The organism is Bradyrhizobium sp. Kon69, assembly GCF_055807515.1.
In genome coordinates, this window is record NZ_JBVVOS010000009.1 from 186227 (window position 1) to 206486 (window position 20260).

Annotated in this window: 18 protein-coding genes and 3 pseudogenes; 17 read left to right on the forward strand and 4 right to left on the reverse strand. The window is 59.4% G+C overall.

The genetic code is table 11. The features are described from left to right. Positions 1-30: 30 nt before the first annotated feature. On the reverse strand, positions 31-1098 hold the full coding sequence (locus AC0L3U_RS14530) for a cytochrome-c peroxidase (RefSeq protein ID WP_219682848.1): 1068 nt from the start codon (positions 1096-1098) through the stop codon (positions 31-33). A gap of 1915 nt (positions 1099-3013) precedes the next feature. Between AC0L3U_RS14530 and AC0L3U_RS14535 the strand changes: the two genes are divergently transcribed. The 4 genes from AC0L3U_RS14535 (at position 3014) to AC0L3U_RS14550 (ending at position 4865) form a co-directional block, all read left to right on the forward strand. Continuing rightward, entirely contained in the window at positions 3014-3331 is a 318-nt protein-coding gene (locus tag AC0L3U_RS14535) for a hypothetical protein (protein WP_259217595.1), read from the forward strand. A gap of 201 nt (positions 3332-3532) precedes the next feature. After that, a complete protein-coding gene (locus AC0L3U_RS14540; protein ID WP_246648982.1) occupies positions 3533-3931 on the forward strand; it encodes a helix-turn-helix domain-containing protein in 399 nt (132 codons plus the stop codon). A gap of 97 nt (positions 3932-4028) precedes the next feature. Next, positions 4029-4166 (forward strand): hypothetical protein, encoded by a 138-nt coding sequence (locus AC0L3U_RS14545; protein WP_219682847.1) that lies wholly within the window; start codon positions 4029-4031, stop codon positions 4164-4166. Positions 4167-4511: 345 nt separating this feature from the next. Then, the gene (locus tag AC0L3U_RS14550; protein ID WP_219682846.1) at positions 4512-4865 is read left to right on the forward strand and encodes a hypothetical protein; all 354 of its coding nucleotides are present in this window, start codon (positions 4512-4514) and stop codon (positions 4863-4865) included. A 14-nt stretch (positions 4866-4879) separates the two neighbouring features. Here AC0L3U_RS14550 and AC0L3U_RS14555 read toward each other — a convergent pair whose 3' ends face one another. Further along, the gene (locus AC0L3U_RS14555; RefSeq protein ID WP_219682845.1) at positions 4880-5191 is read right to left on the reverse strand and encodes a hypothetical protein; all 312 of its coding nucleotides are present in this window, start codon (positions 5189-5191) and stop codon (positions 4880-4882) included. Between the two features lie 1311 nt (positions 5192-6502). Between AC0L3U_RS14555 and nifD the strand changes: the two genes are divergently transcribed. The 11 genes and pseudogenes from nifD to AC0L3U_RS14610 all read left to right on the forward strand — a co-directional run bounded on the left by nifD (position 6503) and on the right by AC0L3U_RS14610 (position 15996). Further along, positions 6503-8005 carry a nitrogenase molybdenum-iron protein alpha chain gene (nifD, locus tag AC0L3U_RS14560; RefSeq protein ID WP_007600010.1) on the forward strand — a complete coding sequence of 501 codons (1503 nt, stop codon included), beginning with the start codon at positions 6503-6505 and terminating at the stop codon, positions 8003-8005. Between the two features lie 81 nt (positions 8006-8086). Then, positions 8087-9646, forward strand: a complete 1560-nt coding sequence (gene nifK, locus AC0L3U_RS14565; RefSeq protein ID WP_219682981.1) for a nitrogenase molybdenum-iron protein subunit beta — start codon at positions 8087-8089, stop codon at positions 9644-9646. Positions 9647-9761: 115 nt separating this feature from the next. Further along, positions 9762-11405, forward strand: a complete 1644-nt coding sequence (gene nifE, locus AC0L3U_RS14570) for a nitrogenase iron-molybdenum cofactor biosynthesis protein NifE (protein WP_259217587.1) — start codon at positions 9762-9764, stop codon at positions 11403-11405. Between the two features lie 9 nt (positions 11406-11414). After that, the gene (gene nifN / locus AC0L3U_RS14575) at positions 11415-12797 is read left to right on the forward strand and encodes a nitrogenase iron-molybdenum cofactor biosynthesis protein NifN (RefSeq protein WP_259217586.1); all 1383 of its coding nucleotides are present in this window, start codon (positions 11415-11417) and stop codon (positions 12795-12797) included. A 22-nt stretch (positions 12798-12819) separates the two neighbouring features. Further along, a complete protein-coding gene (nifX, locus tag AC0L3U_RS14580; protein WP_259217585.1) occupies positions 12820-13215 on the forward strand; it encodes a nitrogen fixation protein NifX in 396 nt (131 codons plus the stop codon). A gap of 10 nt (positions 13216-13225) precedes the next feature. After that, positions 13226-13693 carry a NifX-associated nitrogen fixation protein gene (locus AC0L3U_RS14585; RefSeq protein WP_219682843.1) on the forward strand — a complete coding sequence of 156 codons (468 nt, stop codon included), beginning with the start codon at positions 13226-13228 and terminating at the stop codon, positions 13691-13693. A gap of 7 nt (positions 13694-13700) precedes the next feature. Then, the gene (locus AC0L3U_RS14590; protein ID WP_219682842.1) at positions 13701-13901 is read left to right on the forward strand and encodes a CCE_0567 family metalloprotein; all 201 of its coding nucleotides are present in this window, start codon (positions 13701-13703) and stop codon (positions 13899-13901) included. A gap of 13 nt (positions 13902-13914) precedes the next feature. After that, positions 13915-14199, forward strand: coding sequence for a ferredoxin III, nif-specific (gene fdxB, locus AC0L3U_RS14595; RefSeq protein WP_219682841.1), 285 nt, complete (start codon positions 13915-13917; stop codon positions 14197-14199). Between the two features lie 164 nt (positions 14200-14363). Then, positions 14364-14830, forward strand: a pseudogene (locus AC0L3U_RS14600) (ABC transporter permease); the annotation flags it as partial. Positions 14831-14981: 151 nt separating this feature from the next. Beyond that, complete coding sequence (locus AC0L3U_RS14605) at positions 14982-15251, forward strand: type 2 periplasmic-binding domain-containing protein (protein WP_374762365.1); 270 nt, start codon at positions 14982-14984, stop codon at positions 15249-15251. Then, complete coding sequence (locus tag AC0L3U_RS14610; protein ID WP_259217580.1) at positions 15244-15996, forward strand: 4Fe4S-binding leucine-rich repeat protein; 753 nt, start codon at positions 15244-15246, stop codon at positions 15994-15996. The genes AC0L3U_RS14605 and AC0L3U_RS14610 overlap by 8 nt, the downstream gene beginning before the upstream one ends. Positions 15997-17039: 1043 nt before the next feature. Here AC0L3U_RS14610 and AC0L3U_RS14615 read toward each other — a convergent pair. Next, positions 17040-17259, reverse strand: a pseudogene (locus AC0L3U_RS14615) (transposase); the annotation flags it as partial. 210 nt (positions 17260-17469) lie between these two features. On the opposite strand from AC0L3U_RS14615, the gene AC0L3U_RS14620 reads away from it, so the two are divergent. Together AC0L3U_RS14620 and AC0L3U_RS14625 are read left to right on the forward strand one after the other, a co-directional pair. Then, the gene (locus tag AC0L3U_RS14620; RefSeq protein ID WP_259217579.1) at positions 17470-17874 is read left to right on the forward strand and encodes an IS110 family transposase; all 405 of its coding nucleotides are present in this window, start codon (positions 17470-17472) and stop codon (positions 17872-17874) included. Positions 17875-18018: 144 nt separating this feature from the next. After that, the gene (locus AC0L3U_RS14625) at positions 18019-18684 is read left to right on the forward strand and encodes a transposase (protein WP_473280152.1); all 666 of its coding nucleotides are present in this window, start codon (positions 18019-18021) and stop codon (positions 18682-18684) included. A gap of 230 nt (positions 18685-18914) precedes the next feature. Here the strand turns inward: AC0L3U_RS14625 and AC0L3U_RS14630 are convergent. Further along, positions 18915-19917: pseudogene (locus AC0L3U_RS14630) on the reverse strand (IS256 family transposase); the annotation flags it as partial. Positions 19918-20260 lie beyond the last annotated feature (343 nt).

The window sequence follows — 20260 nt, forward strand, 5'->3', positions numbered from 1 at the left end:
CGGCAGGGCATGAGGCCGGTGCTGCTAAGGCTATCTGTCTATTGAAGGCTTTGGTGTCGTGTTGGTGCGCGTCGGCAGTATCGGATATTCGATCTTAGGCAGCCGACCGGTCAGCGAATTCAGAAATGAGATAATGTCGTTTTCCTCTCTATCGCTAAGCTTGGTGCCGAGCTGGATTTCACTCATCAGGGCAACAGCTTGCTTCAGGCTCCAAACCTGTCCCGAATGAAAGTAAGGGGCTCGCAACGCGACGTTTCGCAATGGCGCCGCGCGGAAGACATATTCGTCGCCGACCGCCCTGGTGACCGCAAACCGGCCCTTATCGGCGTCCGGAAGCACGCTTGCGTCCGGCTTTTTCATCACGCCGAACGGGAAGTAGGCCTGTCCACCGAGATTGATACCATTGTGGCAAGAGGAACATCCCTTCGCCATAAACAGTGCCAACCCTGACTTCTGCTGATCATCGAGGGCATGTGTATTGCCCTCCAGATACTGATCGAATGGAGCCGCAGGTGTAATGAGAGTCGCTTCAAAAGCCTCGATCGCCTTCGCAAAATTTTCAAAGGTGACCGGCCTCGCTTCGTTCGGAAAAGCGTTCTTGAACAAGACGACATAGCCGGGCATTGAGTTCAAGATACCGAGCACATGATCTGGAGTCGCATTCATTTCGGCACTCGCCTGCACCGGGCCGGTGGCCTGCGCCTTGAGGTCCGCGGCGCGTCCGTCCCAAAATTGCGCCGCATTGAACACTGCGTTGTAGACAGTTGGGGCCCGGCGCAGGCCGACCTTCCAGCCGTGACCAACGGAGGTCGGACCGGCATCGACTCCGCCGGTGCCGAGATTGTGGCACGTATTGCAGCTAATGACCCCGCTCGCCGATAGCCGCGGATCGAAGAACAGCATCTTGCCAAGCTCCACCTTTCCATGCGTCACCGGATTGTTTTTTACCGCAGGAATGACCGAGGGGATTGGATGGAAGATCTGCTTGGCGTTTCTCATCAGATCATCGTCGGCGTTAGCTCCTGACGACATCAGCAGCCCAATAGCTAAAATAGATGCTTCAGCGACAACCCGAAGCTCCGGGATCGACATGTTCATACACCGCCTCATTAGTTCTGATTGTTAGAAAAGGAAACAGTCGAAAGCGATGCCACGCGCTCCTCGAGGGTCCGGCGCAGCATGCAGCGGATCCTCTGAAGCGAGGCTGCATCAAAAATGTACGACTCTGAGGAGCTCGCCGCCGGCGTTCACGCACGGGCTTGAGGGGCTTATGTGATTCGCGAGTTCGCTTTGAGCTTAGATCGCGGCCTTTCTGTTGGTCGATCAGACTAGCGCCTCAACGTTCGGCGTGAAGGTCGATCTGACAACAACAAGTGTGCCGCAAGCAGTAAGCTGTCCGGTGGCCGCATCGGTGCTCCATCGAGCGATTGGGTGGCCAATACGCTCCCGCAAAGTTGATGTATCCGTCTTGCACCGCTGGCCGCGCTCAGCGCTCACGGTGTGGTTGGACAATTAGCAACTGCGATGCCAGTTGCGTCCGAGATGCAAGTTGCTGATTTAGTTGTAGAACGGGTCCGGAGGAACAAACAAAGGCGGATGTCTTGGTTTGATCACTACATTCAGTGTCACAGATGCTACAAGGCGCCAGGCCCGGCTAGAGGTGATCGCAGATGCTTGTGGTGAAGTTCGCTTGCCAGCTTGCCGGCCGCACGCGGGAACGGCGGTAACAAGACCTACGCAGCTGGCCGAGACACTGAGCCGAGGCGCCCGGCGGTGCGCATCGTTCACGATTTCGCCGAGCCCTGCCGACTGAAGCCTCTCCGACTCATATCCGGGCCGCTCTGGCGCGCCGCCGCCGCGAAGCCCGGCTCGTTCGTAAAGGACGAGCCTCCGAACCGAACATGGCTTGTTTCAATTCCACCTGAGGTTCGCTGGCATGGCAATTGCCGTGCTCAAGTCTGAAAGGCGCGGCTGCCCAGAGTGTGACCCCGTGATCCGGCGGGTGTTGGTTGGATTACCTAGTCGGCCCACTCACGGGCTGCTGCTAGCTTTTGAAATCCTGCGCGGTGAGGGCAGAATAAGCTGAACTTCTGCAGGAGCAACCGCTACTTCGTGCTCTTGCGTTGAAAGACGCCGATACAAGAGGACACGCTGGGAGGAGATCGTGACATCATGTCCGCAGATGGCCCAAGTCCTGAGATCTATCGGCGGCTTAGCGAGGAAGGACGTGATTGAGCACTTGTCCATGGCTGGTTCAAGTTGGATACGGTATCCGTGATGGCTTCGATTGACGATCGCTTGAATGAGATCAGATCCGTACGGAATGACATTTGGCGTTGTCGCAGAAGGCTTCAAAGCGAGCTAGATGATCTCCAGCGTAAGATGCTCGAAGAGCGTCTGCTTGAGCGGCAGTCTGCCTTTGAACGGCTCGTCTCGGCCACGTTTCCTTTTACATTGAGATTGTGAAGCAAAATTTTGGGACCTGTGCCGCGGGAGCATTCCGCGTTAAATAGCGTCCGCTCACAGAGCGCCTGCGCCTGGGTCAGGAATGTAGCGCCCCGGCGCCGCGGGCCGTCGCGCCTCTCATGGCCGCCGCCGACCTGAAAAGCTCGGCCCATAGCCTTGGTTCACCGACGTGCTGCCCGCTGCGCACCGACATTGAAATCGTTCCGGCCCCATCCAAGGGCACTGCGTCGCCTCGCTTCTGCGACACCGCAGTCACCTGAGTAACGTTGATCCGGCAGAGCGATCGAAGGAGCTTGAATCGCCCGTAGCGTCAGATTGTACAGAGCAGGGAACGATTTTTCAGATCAGGTGCAGTCGAATGATAAGACCCGCTCTCGCTTTTGTACTATGTTCCGCTCTCGAGTGGATCGGGCTAGGCATGGGGGCGGTTGCGGAAACAAGGCGGTACGCGTGCACGATCACTGCCGCCGATCGAGAGCCGGCCGGAGTTCGGAATGAGCGGATTATTCTCACCGTTCAATATGGCTGCCGGATCGAAGGTGGTCTCTTGACCGACGCGGGGATCACAGCAGTGTCGGTCAGCGAGTGGGCTGCTGACAAAGGGACATACTTGGCCTCCATGGAATTTCACCACGCGCTGGAGGGAGTTGCACTTGGGCAACTCTCCGAGGCGACCGACTTCTCTAGCATGGAAGGCGAGCAAGGCATTGGGGTCGCAACTTCCGGCACGACAGTTTTCACATTCGCATCTGGTTCATTGGCCGACCTTTCAGGGAAGACTCTTAAATTCACGACAAAACCCACCGGCCTACGTAGCTTCGAGTTGGAGTTCACAGACTGGCCAGAATCTCTTCTATGGAAGTGACGCGTGTCTTACGCTGAATTCCGCAGGCGCGTGCACACGAATACTGTCCATACTCTTAAGCACACACATATGTGGTCCCCGGCCGATATATGCCGTCCCCCAAGACGAGCACACCCGCAACAGGTTAAGCCAAGACTCCGAAGGCACTCGAGCGCGTAGAGCGTTCAAATTGACCTTCACGCGGTCCGATCAGCAGCTCTTTTGGCCGCCGATCCGCATATGGGACGATCTGGCCTCGCATGGCAGCGCCTGCGCGACGCGGAAGCTATCAACACGGAACAAACGCAGCCCGATCATGAGCACGAGGAAGAAGTTGCCCGCCAACCGCCTCCCGAACGCGGACGAGTACCAACTCAAGGCAGCCCTCATTGTACACTGAAGCGGTTGATGGCGGAGCGGGAGATCACTCAGACCGAAGCCGCGAAGCTCGTCGGCGTGAAGCAGCCCAACATCTCCAAGCTGCTTCAAGGGCAGTTCAAGTTGGTTTCCGTGGAGAAGCTGCTGCGCATGCTGGCGGCGTTCGATCAGGACGTCGAAATAAAGATAAAGCCACATCGGAAGCGTGGCGAAGGGGGCCGGATCACGTTTATTCGGGCCTAAGAGCTGCCGAAATGGAGGGTTCATGACACCTAACCCGACGGCGGCAAAAGGGCCCATGAACTCACCCTGCAGTGCCCAATCTGCAATCGAGATTCGGTTGACTGAATCCTTCGCCCCCGCTGTTCTCGCCGAGGCCCGCCAGCGTTTCCAGGAACAACTGGGCGAAGGACGCGAGGTCGCCCGAGAGACCGAAGCGCTTCAGCAGGAGCGCGAGAAGCTCAAAAGGGAAGATTAACGGGTCTAACGCTAGGTCGTGAACCGACGCGGCGGCTTAGTGCAGCAGCCAACTCGTCCCTACAGAAGCGAAAGGCGCGCGAGGCAGAGCGATCGATTCGGAGGAGATGATCTCCGCTTGCATGACGGGCATCTTCCATCCAGAGGGCAGACATCGTTAGAGCGGGATCCCGGCTGGAGTCTTCGCCAGCCCAAGTACCGAATCCCGTGACATGGCGTCCAATGCGGATTTCGAGGACAATCGGCACTGACACGGAGAATCAATTTAGCTGAGCGCGGTCAAGCCAAAGACGAGGTTCAGGATGGCCCCAGGCGTAGTGATGCCGAACCTAGAAGGCGATGATGGTTGGCAGAAGGTACCAAGTGGAATCATTCCAACCAGTCCAACGGACATGCGGATCAAAGCGGAAAGCGCGACGATGGCAGCGATGAGTCCGATCCCGAACTGCCGGTGCTCGGTGATGTTCAAGATGAGCGATTGGGCGATACTTTCTTCGTCCCTCCCTCGAGCTTCAATGCGGCAAGTAACCGATCTGTGGCGGCGTCGATTTTCGAAGTGGAGCCGTTCATATTCCTCGCGAAGCGCGGCATCGACGAACAGGGTCCGTCACGGAAGCCGAAGCTGATCATCTTGAAGAACGCCGGCGCCGACCCCTGGGCTTTCGGGATCCCTCACGCCCGATGGCCGGTTCTAACGTGAACTTCTCCTCCATCTCATTCAGGACGCAAAATGACTGAAACAACCGCGAGAAAGGCGACAGCAGCAATTGATCCGGTCCGGACACGTCCTCCCTGTGGGTCGTCCGCATAGATTCCACCCTGGATTTTCGTGTCGATGCTGGTCCCGTAAGCCCAGCACGAAATATAAACGCTCAGAATGGCAACCTGGATAATCTCAGGATTTGCATTCGACAGCGCCGTGATGGGTATGTCCTTGAGCGCAAGTCCCATGAACCCAAGCGCTGTTACCGCCGGAACAGTGGTGATGCACCAATTTACGAACGTTGCAATGCGTGAAATCCGCACCTGAGCACTTCGGTCCGAGGTCTTGGCCCTTTTTACCATAAATTACCTGGGCAAGAAAAATACCGTTCAAGTGGACCATCGGCGCGCTGTTCTGCAAAAAGGCTGGCGGAGCGCGTTAGCAAAACTGGTTTCAATGGCGATTGATACACCACGCAACGGAGGTAAGCGTAAGGAATTTCGATCCTGTCCTGGAACGAGAAAGGATAAATCGACCAGTGGTCCGCATTCGACCTGCCTTATCTCGACTGCCGACACTTGCGAAGCTGCCGGCCTTTCCGTGAATTCGCTCAAACTGTCTGACGCGTCAGAATCCGATGTTCCCCTTTGTCGAACTACGCCGAACGCAAAAGCTGCAGATTGTTTGATGCGGAAGCGCCCTGTGTCGTAGCCGGCAAGTTCAAATCCGGGCAAGCCCAGGGTGACCGTTTGCGGAGTTTAAGCTACCGCGCTGCTTGGGAATTGATCAGCTTACGTGCTCTCCACGGCGTCAGCTGTTCGCCCCTCCGAGCGCGCCTCTCCGCAGTATCAAATAAAAGAACGTCGGAGCGAGAGACCATGCGGAAATGGGAGAGGACTGCTGCTGGGCAACTGAGTTCTTGTGGAGACATCTGCAGCAGGTGGTGGAGCGCTCGATGCGATTCTTGCTGGGGGTGGGATCGCGAGCACGATGGGCACATCTAACCGCGCTGAAATCCGCTTCGAACGGATGGTGTTTGCGATCGTTGGATCGGCGCGTACGAAGCAAGGCTGCGCATTGGAGTGACGTCGGCGCGGCCAGACTCCAGCCACGCCGCTGGTGCAGAGCGTATCCGATTGTTTTGTTTCAGACAGGGCGTTGCGGCTACGCTTGTTGGTGGCAGACAGGGTCAGGTTTATAACAATCCGCATCCGGCAGCTATCTAGCTCTATAAACGTTGCTTTTTTTATTCAACCGGCGCTGGCACACTCGTTGCAGACCCCTGCGCAGGAGGCGGCTGTTAGTCCTTTGCATCCCATGCACAGGGACATGCCCCGTGATCGCACGCGAGTGAATAAAGAAGCCGATATGACCAACCGCTGGAGAGCAGGCATGACTTCACCGAGAAGCGTCTTGGTCATCGATAGACAGCGTCACACATGACGCTCCTAACCGCTCAGCCGAGATGAGCTACATGATCGTGAACGACCGCTGCGGCATGAACGTCGCGAAGTTGCGATCGGTAGGACCGCCCACGCAGATTGCACGCTTACCTGAACGCCGGATCGGAAATCCGTCGGTCGACCGCAAAAGCGTCGCTTCTTGTTGAGACCACAATCGAAAAGGAAACCTGTATGAGCCGAGCACCTACCCAAAGCGTTGCAGAGATCAAGGCGCGCAACAAGCAGCTAATCGATGAGGTGTTGACGGTCTACCCCGAGAAGACCGCCAAAAGGCGCGCCAAGCATCTCAGTGTTCACGAGGCGGGGAAGTCGGATTGTGGCGTCAAGTCGAATATCAAGTCCATTCCCGGCGTGATGACCATCCGCGGCTGCGCCTATGCGGGCTCCAAGGGCGTGGTCTGGGGACCCATCAAGGACATGATCCACATCAGCCACGGTCCGGTCGGCTGCGGTCAGTACTCGTGGGGCTCGCGGCGCAACTACTACGTCGGGACGACCGGCATCGACACGTTCGTGACACTGCAGTTCACCTCCGATTTTCAGGAGAAGGACATCGTGTTCGGCGGCGATAAAAAGGTCACGAAACTCATCGATGAGCTCCAGGAGCTATTTCCTCTCAACAGGGGCATCACCATTCAGTCCGAATGTCCGATTGGCTTGATCGGTGACGATATCGAGGCGGTCTCCCGAGAAAAGTCGAAGGAATATGGCGGCAAAACCATTGTGCCTGTGCGGTGCGAGGGCTTCCGTGGCGTGTCGCAATCGCTCGGCCATCACATCGCGAACGACGCCGTTCGGGATTGGATCTTTGACAAGAGCGCCCCAGAGACCAGCCCTAAATTTGAACCGACGCCATATGATGTTGCGATCATCGGCGACTACAACATCGGCGGCGACGCATGGTCGTCACGAATCCTGCTGGAAGAAATGGGCCTACGCGTAATCGCCCAGTGGTCCGGGGATGGATCTCTCGCTGAATTGGAGGCGACGCCGAAGGCAAAGCTCAACATACTGCATTGCTATCGCTCGATGAACTACATCTCACGGCACATGGAGGAAAAATTCGGGATTCCCTGGTGCGAGTACAACTTCTTCGGTCCTTCCAAAATCGCGGAGTCGCTGCGAAAAATTGCAAGCTTCTTCGATGACAAGATCAAGCAAGGCGCCGAACGCGTCATCGCGAAATATCAACCGCTTGTCGATGCTGTGACCGCGAAATACCGGCCGCGGCTTGAAGGAAAGACGGTAATGCTGTTCGTCGGCGGCTTACGTCCTCGCCACGTCATCGGCGCCTATGAGGACCTCGGCATGGATGTTGTCGGCACGGGCTATGAGTTCGGGCATAACGATGACTACCAACGCACCGCCCAGCACTACGTCAAAGATGGCACGCTGATCTACGACGATGTCACCGGCTACGAATTCGAGCGCTTCGTCGAAAAGATCCGGCCAGACCTGGTCGGCTCCGGTATCAAGGAAAAATACGTCTTCCAAAAAATGGGCGTGCCGTTCCGCCAAATGCATTCCTGGGACTACTCGGGTCCTTACCACGGCTATGACGGCTTCGCGATCTTCGCCCGCGACATGGACATGGCGATTAACTCCCCGATCTGGGGGAAGACCACCGCGCCTTGGAAGGACGCTCCGCAGCCGAGCCTCATGGCAGCGGAATAGGAAGGCCGACCCCGGGCCGTTTCTTTCCGCAGAGGAGGGGAAGGGCAGGAGAACGAACGCAAGAACCCAAAGAGTGCCATGATGACACAGAACGCCGAACACATACTCGACCACTCTGAGCTTTTCCGGGGAGACGAATACCAGCAGATGCTGGCCAAGAAGAAGGCGCTATTTGAGAATCCGCATGATCCCGCCGACGTCGATCGCATCAAAGAATGGTCCAAGACATCCGAGTACCGCGAGAAGAACTTCGCCCGCGAGGCGCTAACCGTTAATCCGGCGAAGGCTTGCCAGCCGCTGGGTGCGGTGTTCGCCGCCCTCGGGTTCGAGCGCACACTGCCGTTCGTCCACGGCTCACAGGGCTGCGTCGCGTATTATCGCAGCCATCTGTCACGGCACTTCAAGGAGCCGACCTCGTGCGTCTCCTCGTCCATGACGGAAGACGCGGCCGTGTTCGGCGGGCTTAACAATCTTACCGATGGGCTTGCCAACAGCTATAACATGTACAAGCCGAAGATGATCGCGGTCGCCACGACCTGCATGGCGGAAGTCATCGGCGACGATCTCAATGCCTTCATCAAAACATCAAAGGAAAAAGGTTCAGTCCCAGCGGACTACGACGTACCATTCGCTCACACTCCTGCGTTCGTCGGCAGCCACGTTACTGGCTACGACAACACGCTCAAGGGCATCCTCGAGCATTTCTGGGATGGCAAAGCCGGCACGGCCCCAAAACTCGAGCGCAAAGCGAACAACACGATCAACTTCATCGGTGGCTTCGACGGCTACACTGTCGGGAATGTCCGTGAGATAAAGCGTATCTTCGAGCTGATGGGCATCGGCTACACCATCCTCGCGGATAACAGTGACGTCTTCGATACCCCCACGGACGGCGAGTTCCGCATGTATGATGGGGGCACTACATTAAAGGATGCCGCGAACGCCGTCCACGCCAAGGCAACCATTTCCATGCAGCAATATTGCACGGAGAAGACGTTGTCCTTCATCAAAGGGCACGATCAGGAGGTCGTCGCTTTCAATCACCCGCTGGGCATCAGCGCCACGGACGATTTCCTGATGACACTGTCGCGTATCACCAACAAGGCAATTCCAAATGCGCTGGAGCAGGAGCGCGGGCGTCTGGTAGACGCAATGGCTGATTCCAGCGCGCATGTTCACGGCAAGAAGTTCGCGATCTACGGCGATCCAGACCTCTGCTATGGTTTGGCCGCATTCCTGCTGGAGCTCGGCGCTGAGCCGACCCACGTGCTGTCGACGAACGCGAGTAAGGCGTGGGAGCTGAAGATGCAGGCGCTGTTCGCGAGCTCGCCCTTCGGTAAAAACTGCCGCGCCTTCCCAGGCAAGGATCTCTGGCACATGCGATCGCTCCTGTTCACAGAGCCGGTCGATTTCCTGATCGGTAACACCTACGGCAAGTATCTCGAGCGTGACACCGGAACGCCGCTAATCCGCATCGGCTTTCCCATCTTCGATCGCCATCATCACCATCGTTATCCAGTGTGGGGCTATCAGGGGAGCATGAATGTGCTGGTCAAGATTCTCGACAAGATCTTTGATGAGATCGATCGAAAGACCAGCTCGGTTGGCAAGACAGACTACAGCTTCGACATCATACGCTAAGGCGAGCTCCCCGCCTCATCGTCCGCAGAAACAGCGGCGCTGCGGCGGGGATCACAGGTTCTCCGCCGGTCATCCTTGTGGTCTGCGGTGTGTTAACATCCCCGAGAGAGACACCATGACTTCGCTTCTCACGACCATACAGGACGTCTTTAACGAACCGGGCTGCGCCAGGAACGCGAGCAAGTCGAAGGTCGAGCGTAAGAATGGTTGCACCAAGCAGCTCAAGCCGGGCGGCGCCGCCGGCGGATGTGCCTTCGATGGCGCCAAAGTCGCGCTGCAGCCCTTCACCGATGTCGCCCATCTTGTGCATGGTCCAATCGCCTGTGAGGGCAATTCCTGGGACAATCGTGGTTCGGTCTCGTCCGGCTCCGATCTGTGGCGCAGAAGCTTCACCACAGATATGAGCGAGACCGATATCGTCTTCGGCGGCGAGAAGCGGCTGTACAGGGCAGTGAAGGAGATCACAGAGAAATACAACCCGCAGGCCATCTTCGTCTACCAGACATGCGTGCCCGCAATGATCGGTGACGACATCGATATGGTCTGCAAGGCGGCCTCCGCCAAATTCGGCAAGCCGGTCATTCCCATCAATTCACCGGGATTTGTCGGGTCGAAGAACCTTGGTAACAAGCTTGCTGGCGAAGCACTGCTGGAGCACGTCATCGGTACCGGAGAGCCGGATTACACGACATCGTATGATATCAACATCATCGGTGAATACAATCTGTCCGGCGAGCTTTGGCAGATCAAGCCCCTGCTCGATGAGCTCGGAATCCGGATCCTGTCCTGCATCTCGGGGGACGGCAAGTATCGCGAGGTCGCTTATTCGCACCGGGCCAAAGCCGCGATGATGGTTTGCTCAAGGGCAATGATCAACGTCGCACGCAAGATGAGGCAGCGCTACGGCATCCCGTTTTTTGAAGGCTCCTTCTACGGTATTGAGGATACCAGCGATTCACTCCGCCAGATCGCGCGCATGCTGATCGAAAGTGGCGCGCCGGCTGAGCTGATGGAACGCACGCAAGCCCTGATCGCACGCGAAGAGACCAAGGCCTGGGCTGCGATTGAACGTTTCAAGCCGCGCTTTGCCGGCAAGAGGGTTGTTCTCATCACCGGCGGTGTGAAATCCTGGTCGATGGTGGCCGCTTTGCAGGAGGCCGGGCTCGAGATGGTCGGCACGTCCGTGAAGAAATCCACCAAGAAGGACAAGGAACGTATCAAGGAATTAATGGGCCAGCACGCCCATATGATCGAGGACATGTCCCCTCGCGAGATCTATAAGATGCTCAAGGACGCAAAAGCCGACATCATGCTCTCCGGCGGCAAGTCGCAATTCGTCGCACTAAAGGCGGCGATGCCATGGCTCGATATCAACCAGGAGCGCTGCCACGCCTATATGGGCTATGTCGGCATTATCAAGCTCATGGAGGAGATCGAGAAAGCGCTCTACAATCCGATATGGGATCAGCTCCGCCAAGCCGCGCCATGGGATGAGTTCGACCGGAAGCGTCAGGCAAGGACGGTTGCGCAGATGCATGCGCAAACCGCTGATCCAATTCGGGACGTGAGCAAGAACGGCGTCAATGCGATAAGTTTCTCCAATCAAAGTGAGGCCAGCAATTGTGAAAGCGCGATTGCGGCGCATGGCCCGAACCTCGACGAGCCCGCCAAGCCGTGCACCAATTCCAGCGGACTGTGCGTTGCTTGTAAGGACATTCGTTCCGATCTCCAGCCCCCGGCACTGCAGGCGGCGGAGTAGGGGAACGACATGGCGATCGTCACTACCTCGAAGAAAGCCTGTTCGGTCAATCCGCTCAAGATGAGCCAGCCGATCGGCGGCTCATTTGCCTTCATGGGCCTGCGCGGCGCCATGCCGCTTTTGCACGGCCCGCAAGGTTGCACCTCCTTCGGGCTGACACTCTTCGTGCGCCATTTCAACGAACCTGTGCCGATGCAGACCACTGCCATGAGCGAAGTTGCCACCGTGCTCGGCGGCCACGAGAACCTCGAACAGGCGATCCTCAACATCTACAATCGCGTCGAGCCCGAGATCATCGGCATCAATTCGACTGGCGTCACCGAGACCAACGGCGATGACGTCGAAGCCTTCATCCGGTTGATCCGACAGAAGCATCCGCAGCTCGAAAAGCTCCCCCTTGTCTACGTCTCGACCCCGGATTTCAAGGATGCCTTTCAGGATGGCTGGGGCAAGACAGTGGCGCGGATGATCGAGGTGCTTGTGGCTCCCGTCGACGCAGCGAGACCGCGCGATGCCTCCCGCGTTAACGTGCTACCTGGTTGCCACCTCACGCCCGGCGACCTCGACGAGCTTCGCACGATCATTGAGGATTTTGGGCTCAAGCCCTCCTTCCTGCCGGATCTTGCCGGTTCGCTGGACGGCCACATCCCCGACGAATTCACGCCGACCACGATCGGCGGCATTGCGGTGGACGAGATCGCGACCATGGGGCAGGCGGCCTGGACGATCGCGATCGGCGCGCAAATGCGCCGTGCGGCCGAGACCATGCAGGCGCAGACAGGCACGCCTTTCCGTCTGTTCGAGCGGCTCTGCGGTCTTATTCCAAACGACGAATTCATCGCGTTCCTGAGCCAGATCAGCGGCCGGTCGGTGCCCTCGAAATATCGCCGGCAGCGTGGACAGCTGGCAGACGCCATGCTGGATGCCCATTTCCATATCGGCGCCCGCAAGCTCGCGATCGGCGCCGAGCCGGACTTGTTATTCGATCTCTCCAGCTTCCTCCACGAGATGGGGGCGCAGGTAACGGCTGCGGTGACGACGACGAACTCACCGGTGCTCCAGCGGGTCAGGAGCGAGGACGTCCTGATCGGCGATCTGGAGGATCTTGAAGAGCTTGCCAGGTCGCGTGACTGCGACCTCTTGATGTCGCATTCACATGGTCGCCAGGCCGCTTCGCGACTCAATGTTCCGTTCTTCCGGGTGGGCTTTCCGCTGTTCGATCGGCTTGGCGCTGCGCACCTCACGACGGTTGGCTATCGCGGCACGCGAGATCTGATCTTTGACATCGCCAATCTGATCATCACCGACCGCGAAACCAACCATGGGCCGACGCCCGACACCTGGCGATCCACCAGCGGTGACCTGCAGGTCGATCCGCCACAGTTGCATTGAGCAAGGAGAGAAAACAACACGGATGAAAGTTGCATTCGCCACTCAGGACTTGAAGCATGTCGATGCGCACTTCGGCTGGGCCAAGAACATCGCGATCTACGAGGTCGGCCCGGACGGGCATCAGTTTATTGAGGCGATCCAGTTCGACGGTGACCTCACGGAAGACGGTAATGAGGATAAGCTCGCGCCGAAGATCGAGGCGATCAGGAACTGCGCAATCCTCTATGTTGCGGCGATCGGCGGCTCGGGTGCTGCGCGAGTCGTCGCGAGCAAGGTCCATCCGATGAAGGTGCTGCAACCAGAGCCCATCGACGACCTTTGCATCAAACTCGAAACCGTGCTGAAGGGCTCGCCGCCGCCCTGGCTGCGGAAGCTGCTCAGCAAAAACCCGGAACGTACGGTGGATTTCGAAGCCTGAAGGAACAAAGATGGCCGACCCGTCTGAAGTCAGTCCAGCCGCCGCCGCGGAGAGTTCATTTCTAAAAGAGCTCATCAAGATCTGGCGCGCCCAGGACACCCACGGCGCCTGGGAGGGCAAGAAGGATCTCGAGCTGCTCGAACCCTACGTTCTCGACAAGCGCAAGCGCCGTGCGCTGCCGATCGTCGGCAATCCCGACTCCGACACGACATGGCGGCTGGAGCTGTTCTTTGACGCCGTTGCGCTCTCGATCGAGAAGGCGACCGGTGTAATGATCTCGCCAATGCTGAAGATGCATCACGAAGGGTTCGGTCGGATCGTGCTGATCGGCGGCCGGCTGGTTGTCGTGAGCAAGCAGCTGCGCGATGTGCATCGCTTTGGTTTCGACCATCTCTATGATCTCGCCGATCAAGGCGACAAATTCGTCAACAGTGGCGTCGAGATGATCCGTAAGTTCCCGGAAGTGGCGAATTATTGAGGCGAGCATGAGCGATGTTGAAAGCCTCAAAGCGGAAATAAAGAAGCTGTCGGCCAAGGCGACCCAAGCCAAGATGGATCTCCACGACCTCTCCGAGGAGCTGCCGGTCAACTGGTCCTCGATCCTGAACGTAGCCCAGAAAGCCCACGCTGCCTTCAGCGAGCTCGAAAGCAAGCGCCAATATCTCCAGGCGCTGGACAAAACATAACGGATCTTAAGCCATGTCATGCAGAACCCGCGATGGTCGCAATTGGAGGCCGGACTACCTGGTTTCTATCGATCCCAAGAAGTGCATCGGCTGCGGCCGCTGCTATAAGGTTTGCGGCCGTGAGGTCATGACGCTGAAGGGCCTGAGCGAGGACGGCGAGATGATCGATCTCGATGAGGATGACGATGAGATCGAAAAGAAGGTCATGGTGATGAAGGACGAGGGGGCCTGCATCGGCTGCAGCGCCTGCGCCCGGGTCTGCCCGACAAACTGTCAGACCCACGTGCCAGCTGCTTAAACCGACTTTCTTCGCTACGAACAGGGTTGGTTTGTCAGAGACAAAGGTAGCTCGGGAGATCTGGCATCGAGCCGAACGACCTGTACGGCGCGATCTTCAATATCGAAGCCCAGCCGGCGGGTTTTCACCGGCTCCATTTTAGCCAGGCTGTCCTCGTATGAGATCCGCGGATTGTGCTCGGACGCATTTTCGTCATATGGTTCGGATTGGGGCTCACCTCCAAAGTCGCGCTCGGCGCGACGCTGGTTCTTTTCGTAGCATTCTTCAACACGTTTCAGGGCGTGCGCGAGGTTAGTCCGGTCGTGCTAGCGAATGAACGCCTGCTGCGCGCATCGAAGTCCTCCCTGCTGCGCCACGTGCACCTGCCGTCCGCAACCACATGGATTCTGTCGGGCCTGCGGGTGTCCGTCGGCATGGCCGTCATGGAGCGGTGGTTGCCGAGTATCTCCGGCTCGTCCGCAGAATTGGGGCATCTGACTGCGCAGGCCGAGGGTATCCTCGATGCGACCGGAGTGTTCGCAGGAATCATCGTCCTTTCCGCCTTTGTTGTTGTCCTCGACGCCATCGTGGACCGCGCGGAAAGCGGCTCCTGGTCTGGCGGCCCGCGCCTGCCCATGAAGCCTGTTCGTAACGCTCTCTGAACAGTCACGGAAGCTCGGATGCACGTTTTGACACGACTGATGCTGGTCATAGCGCTACCGCTTGCCGGTCATTTCGGAGCATGCCGCCGAGCCCGAGGTGGCCCAATTAGCGATCGAGGTGGAGTCCCGGATGCTCAGTATATGCCTGTCGAGCTTGGCGTGAAGCTTGGGTCCTTTAGGGACGATGGTCTCAACGTTATCGTTGAGAACTTCCAAGCCGGTGGCTCAAAGACTCTGCGGGGGCTGGTCGGCGGCTCTATCGACGGGACGGTCGGCTTCTACGATCAGACCATTCAGATGCAGGCGCGGGGCTGGCGCTCGGAAAACTTCTGGAGCTCGCTACCTGCGACAAAATTTGGACCCAAGTCGTTGCTGCGCGTGCCTGACCTAAGTGGGCAGGACTATGGTTGATAATATTGACGAGGCTCTTGACTGGGAAGGCAACCGGCTTGACTGCGCATCGTGCGAGCATCTCCCACTGAGCGAAACCGGCGGGTGTCGACTCAAGCACGCCTGCGTCAACGACCGTTGTCCCCCCAGCATCGAGAGGTTCTTCGAATGGAATCCGGATCTCGCCGACGGCTATCTCAGCCATCCGCATTCTGAGGTAAGGGCAATCGCGGCGAAGTCTGCCAATGTCTTTCTGCTGCTGCGGCTGATCGATGATCCCAATGAAAAAGTGCAATGGAATGCGATGGTTCGCCTGCCTAGACGCTACGCGTTGCAATTGCGGAAGCATCCGCATCCCGAGCTGAGGAAGCGGGTCGCGACCCTGTTCGACGGTGAAGAATTGCTACCCATGGCCTCAGACGAATATTACTATGTTCGCCTTGTCGTCGCGAGCCGGATCGAGCCTATGCTGCTCCGCCGAATGGTGGACGACGAGGAAGCCGAGGTCCGCCGTGTTGTGGCACAGCGCATTCCAAATGAATGGTTGCTCCGCATGATCGACGATCGTGAGGCGTCGGTAAGACTGGAGATCGCCCGACGACTATCTGTGCAGCTTGTGCCGCTGCTGCGGCACGATCCTGACTGGCGCATCCGCTACGAGGTCGCAAGCCGTGCGCCAGTGACTGAGATCCTTAGCCTCGTCGATGACCCGCATAGTCTCGTGCGCGAAGTCGCGAGCTCGCGGATTACAGGAGACCGCCGCTGAGATCGATACCGCGCCGGCCGACGCGGAGGGCCAGATGAACTTGCCGCGATATGCCTATTGCGTCATGCTAGAGGATCTTGACCAGATCGCCGCGGCGTTCCCGGAAGATGTTGAGATCGCCAGCGTGCGGATCGCGCTTAGATTCTCCTGAACTGTAAGAGTCAGACTTCGCATGCTGGGACGCATGTCGGTGTGGCTAGTGGCGATCCAAACCCTGACGCGGCTCGGAATCTGGATCATCGTCGCCGCAGCAGCTCAAGAACTCACTACAGCGCCTCAACGTCCCCGTCACGGGCAACGCGACGCGACAGCCGCCGCCAAGCTCGATCTCGATGATTCCAGCTCTTGCACGCTGCGCAGGCAGGGAAGAGGCCGATTGTGGCGCGTCGATCGAGATCGGAGCCGCCACCGGCGTGATCTCGAAGGGAACGAGAGCTGGCACGGAATCGCCGTCCAGCCGACCCTGGCGCGCTTGTCGGCTTCAAGTGAACAACAGGCTGTGAGCCACCCGTGCCAGCGCGCGATGCCGCAGACCGTCTGGCCAGCCTGCAAGGTCTCTTCGACAAGGCGAGCCTTCTCATCGTAACTTCATCGCCGTCGACGCTCGGCGCCCAGCACATTGACCTGTTAAAATGTCGCGCTCCATGCGCAACCGCTCGGTCTCTCGCTGCAAACAAGCAATCTCCGCTGCGTGGTCTGTCGACGGCAGCGTCGCCTGCGTTGTGGGGCACCGCGCCGCCGCGGTCAGCTCCAGCCCGGCCCACGTCGTTCCACCCAGCGCCGTAGCGCGGAATCGCGCAGGCCAAGTTCCCTCCTCCGATGCGATCGAGCGGCCGCTCGATGCGACCAGATCGACGGTTTGCCGGTTGTAGTCGTCTGGAAATGAGCGGCGTCGACGTGCTTCCATCCGACACGTTGTGGCTCCCGAGCGCAGTGCACGAAACAGCAGATTCGAGACCCTGAAAGTCGTGCGTTCGATCGTGTCCCGTGGCGTGGTGTAGCTGGCGGCGGGGCACCGGGTTCACCGGCCGGAGCCGGGCAGGTCAGCTGGCGATAGCCGGAAGGCTGACGGTCGGATCATCGCTCAACGGCGCGATGGTTTCCAGTGTCATGCAGCGGGGCGCGCTGGACCGCCCACTCATCGTTCTGTTCGAGCAGGATCGCGCCGATGAGGCGGACGATGGCATCCTCGTTGGGGAAGATGCCGACCACCTCGGTGCGCCGCTTGATCTCGCCGTTGAGGCGTTCAATGGGATTGGTAACCGGTATGAGATCTCTCGGTGCCAACGTTCGGCTGCGGTATTCTACACCGTGGCGTATGGTGCGACCATCGGGACAGAGGCACCGGGAGCACGAAGGTGCGGGCAGGCCGATGCATACGATGAGCCGCGAGCTCGAGTTAGTAGCTGGCCGCCTCTGCGACTCGCCCGGTTGCGCTGAGAGCGCGAATCCGTAGTTGTCGGCCGCATTGATATGACGCGGACTGCGTTGGAGGGATTTAGCAAGACCCTGCTGGCCAGTGATGAGGTGGTGGTCGAAGCGACCGGCAACAGCATGGCGGTATCGCGGGTTCTGGCACCGTTCGCGGCGCGGGTGATTATCGCCAATCCATTGCAAGTGAAGGCGATCGCCCAGGCTCACGTCAAGACCGATAAGATCGATGCCGGCACGCTCGCCAGTCTGCAGGCGGCGGGATACCTGCCGCAGATCTGGACGCCTGACGCGGAGACCGAACGCAAGCGCAGACTGGTGGCGCGGCGCTACCAGGTCGTTCGACATCGTACGCGGCTCAAGAACGAGGTGCATTCGATCCTGCACGCACACCTGATCCGGAAGTGCCCGCATGCCGATCTTTTCAACGCCCGCGGCCGGGCGTAGTTGGCTACTCAACAGCTGCCGGACGATGAGCGCGCGGCCATCGATCGGCACGTCCGTGAGTTCGACCGGCTGGCGGAAGACCTGGCCCTGCTCGACCGCGAGATCGCGCAGGACGCAATCGAGGATTCCGCGGTCAACCGATTGATGACGATCACCGGCGTCAATCTGGCGGTCGCCGCCGGCATCATGGCGGCGATCGGCGACATCAGCCGGTTCGACAGCCCGCAGAAGCTGGTGAGCTATTTCGGGCTGAACCCGCGGGTGCGGCAGTCGGGACTGGGAGCGGCCCACCACGGCCGCATCAGCAAGATCGGCCGCAGTCACGCGCGCGCCATGCTGGTCGAGGCGGCCTGGGCAGCGGCCAAGGCGGCCGGTCCACTGCATGCGTTTTTCGTGCGCATTCGCGCGCGGCGCGGCCATCAGATCGCCGCGGTGGCCGTGGCTCGCAAACTCGCTGTGCTCTGCTGGCATTTCGGCGAAGATTACCTGTGGGCGCGCCCAGCGCTGGTCGCCAACAAGACCCGCGCGATGCTACTTCAGGCCGGACATCCGCAACAGAAAGGCAGCCGGCGTGGACCAGCCTATGCCTACAACATCAAGGCGCTGCGCGACCAAGAGATGTTGATTGCCGCCCAGGCGGAGCAAAGCTACGAGCGATTCGTGTCGCAATGGAAACCGCGGGCGGCCAAAGGCCGGGGCGCGGGCGCCTCAGTTCGGCAAGACAAAATAGGCAGTCCGGTGACGCTTGCAGCCGACACGTCACGCTTCGCCACGAGGTCGCCCGCGCCCCACAAACATAATCGCGGCTGACAGCAACTTCCAGCCGAGCTGGCCAGTCCCGTTCCACGCAGCCTGCCACCGTGCTCGGGCCGGTCAAGGCCAAGCCTTGCGGTGGCCGCAAATGCGGCCAGCCTTGACCGCCCCTGCGCGCGCCGGCTGCGAGATCGGTGGCCGGGACGGAAGAATGACCCGCCGCGCGGCCGAACAAAAGAATGGACTTGCAGGATTTTCGCAATCCTCGGCTCGGCAGGAAAAAATCGCTTGTCCATCTCATCCGTGGAGTGCAGCTTGGTCCGATGCTGCGGCGGGAACGTCATGTAGGCAAGCACATCGGTCTCAGCCTCGTCGAGGAAGCCGGCAAGCTTTGGCCGCTTGGGGCGGAGTTGATCGGCGAGCTTGCGCCATTGCGCAGTTGCGGCCTCGGCATCGTCCTGGGCAAACGCAGTGGCGATGAAGGCTGAGACGACGCGCCGCCCGCCGTTGCCGGCATGCGCCAATGCGTTGCGCATGAAGTGGACGCGGCAGCGCTGCCAGCTGGCGTTGAGCACCTTGGCCATGCTGGCCTTGATACCCTCGTGGGCATCGGACACGACGAGCTTGACGCCGCGCAGGCCGCGGCGGCCGAGCTTGCGCAGGAACGCCGTCCAGAACGTCGCGGCCTCGGACGGCCCGATGTCCATGCCGAGCACCTCGCGCCGGCCGTCGCCGTTGACGCCGACTGCGACAATCACCGCGACAGACACAATGCGGCCATTCTGCCGCACCTTCACAGAGGTGGCGTCGATCCACAGATACGGCCAGTCGCCCTCGATCGGGCGGGCGCGGAAGGCCTTCACTTTGTCGTCGATCTCGCCACAGAGCCGGGCTCACCTGGCTCTTGGAGATGCCGGTCATGCCCATGGCCTGCACCAAATCGTCCACCGAACGGGTCGAGACGCCCTGCACATAAGCCTCCTGCACCACGGCGGTGAGCGCCTTCTCGGCCACGCGGCGCGGCTCCAGGAAGCCCGGGAAGTAGGAGCCCTTGCGCAGCTTGGGAATGCGCAGTTCGACCGCGCCGGCGCGGGTTTCCCAAATCCGGTCGCGGTAACCGTTGCGCTGGGCCAGGGGCTCGGGGCTCTTCTCGCCGTAAGCTGCCCCGGTCTGGCTTTCGACTTCCAGCTCCATCAGGCGCTGGGCCGCAAAGCCGATCATCTCACGCAACAGATCGGCATCAGGGGTCTTCTCCACGAGCGTGCGCAGGTTCATCATATCATCGGTCATCCCGGATCAAGTCCGGGACTGGTTCCTCGGTTGGGGTGTCGCAACCCGGTCCTACCGGAGAACTGCCGGTGACCACCGCAAAGCCGCCCGCCCGCTACGGCGCTATTGGGGGCGCGCGTCCGGGCGGCTTTGCTCTACCGAGCTACACCACCACCGGGGAGTACATCATGCCAAGCTAATGAATGCTTGTGGGTGGAAGTCCCATCCGGCCAAGACCGAAGCAGGCAGGCCGGGACCGAGTCTTGCGGGCGTCGCGGCAACGCGGGGTCTGAAATGTAGGAGCCATGCGGGGTGCGGGAATGAGCCTCGAAAGGTGGATGTTCGCGGAGGCCGAGTGTGTTCC

Excerpts from the sequence above, each read along its gene's own strand:
- nifN (WP_259217586.1), top strand. The coding sequence starts at position 11,415 with ATGGCGATCGTCACTACCTCGAAGAAAGCCTGTTCGGTCAATCCGCTC.
- AC0L3U_RS14620 (WP_259217579.1), top strand. The coding sequence starts at position 17,470 with ATGACGCGGACTGCGTTGGAGGGATTTAGCAAGACCCTGCTGGCCAGT.
- nifD (WP_007600010.1), top strand. The coding sequence starts at position 6,503 with ATGAGCCGAGCACCTACCCAAAGCGTTGCAGAGATCAAGGCGCGCAAC.
- AC0L3U_RS14610 (WP_259217580.1), top strand. The coding sequence starts at position 15,244 with ATGGTTGATAATATTGACGAGGCTCTTGACTGGGAAGGCAACCGGCTT.
- AC0L3U_RS14530 (WP_219682848.1), bottom strand. The coding sequence starts at position 1,098 with ATGAACATGTCGATCCCGGAGCTTCGGGTTGTCGCTGAAGCATCTATT.
- nifK (WP_219682981.1), top strand. The coding sequence starts at position 8,087 with ATGACACAGAACGCCGAACACATACTCGACCACTCTGAGCTTTTCCGG.
- nifX (WP_259217585.1), top strand. The coding sequence starts at position 12,820 with ATGAAAGTTGCATTCGCCACTCAGGACTTGAAGCATGTCGATGCGCAC.
- nifE (WP_259217587.1), top strand. The coding sequence starts at position 9,762 with ATGACTTCGCTTCTCACGACCATACAGGACGTCTTTAACGAACCGGGC.
- AC0L3U_RS14590 (WP_219682842.1), top strand. The coding sequence starts at position 13,701 with ATGAGCGATGTTGAAAGCCTCAAAGCGGAAATAAAGAAGCTGTCGGCC.
- AC0L3U_RS14605 (WP_374762365.1), top strand. The coding sequence starts at position 14,982 with ATGCCTGTCGAGCTTGGCGTGAAGCTTGGGTCCTTTAGGGACGATGGT.
- AC0L3U_RS14585 (WP_219682843.1), top strand. The coding sequence starts at position 13,226 with ATGGCCGACCCGTCTGAAGTCAGTCCAGCCGCCGCCGCGGAGAGTTCA.
- AC0L3U_RS14625 (WP_473280152.1), top strand. The coding sequence starts at position 18,019 with ATGACGATCACCGGCGTCAATCTGGCGGTCGCCGCCGGCATCATGGCG.
- fdxB (WP_219682841.1), top strand. The coding sequence starts at position 13,915 with ATGTCATGCAGAACCCGCGATGGTCGCAATTGGAGGCCGGACTACCTG.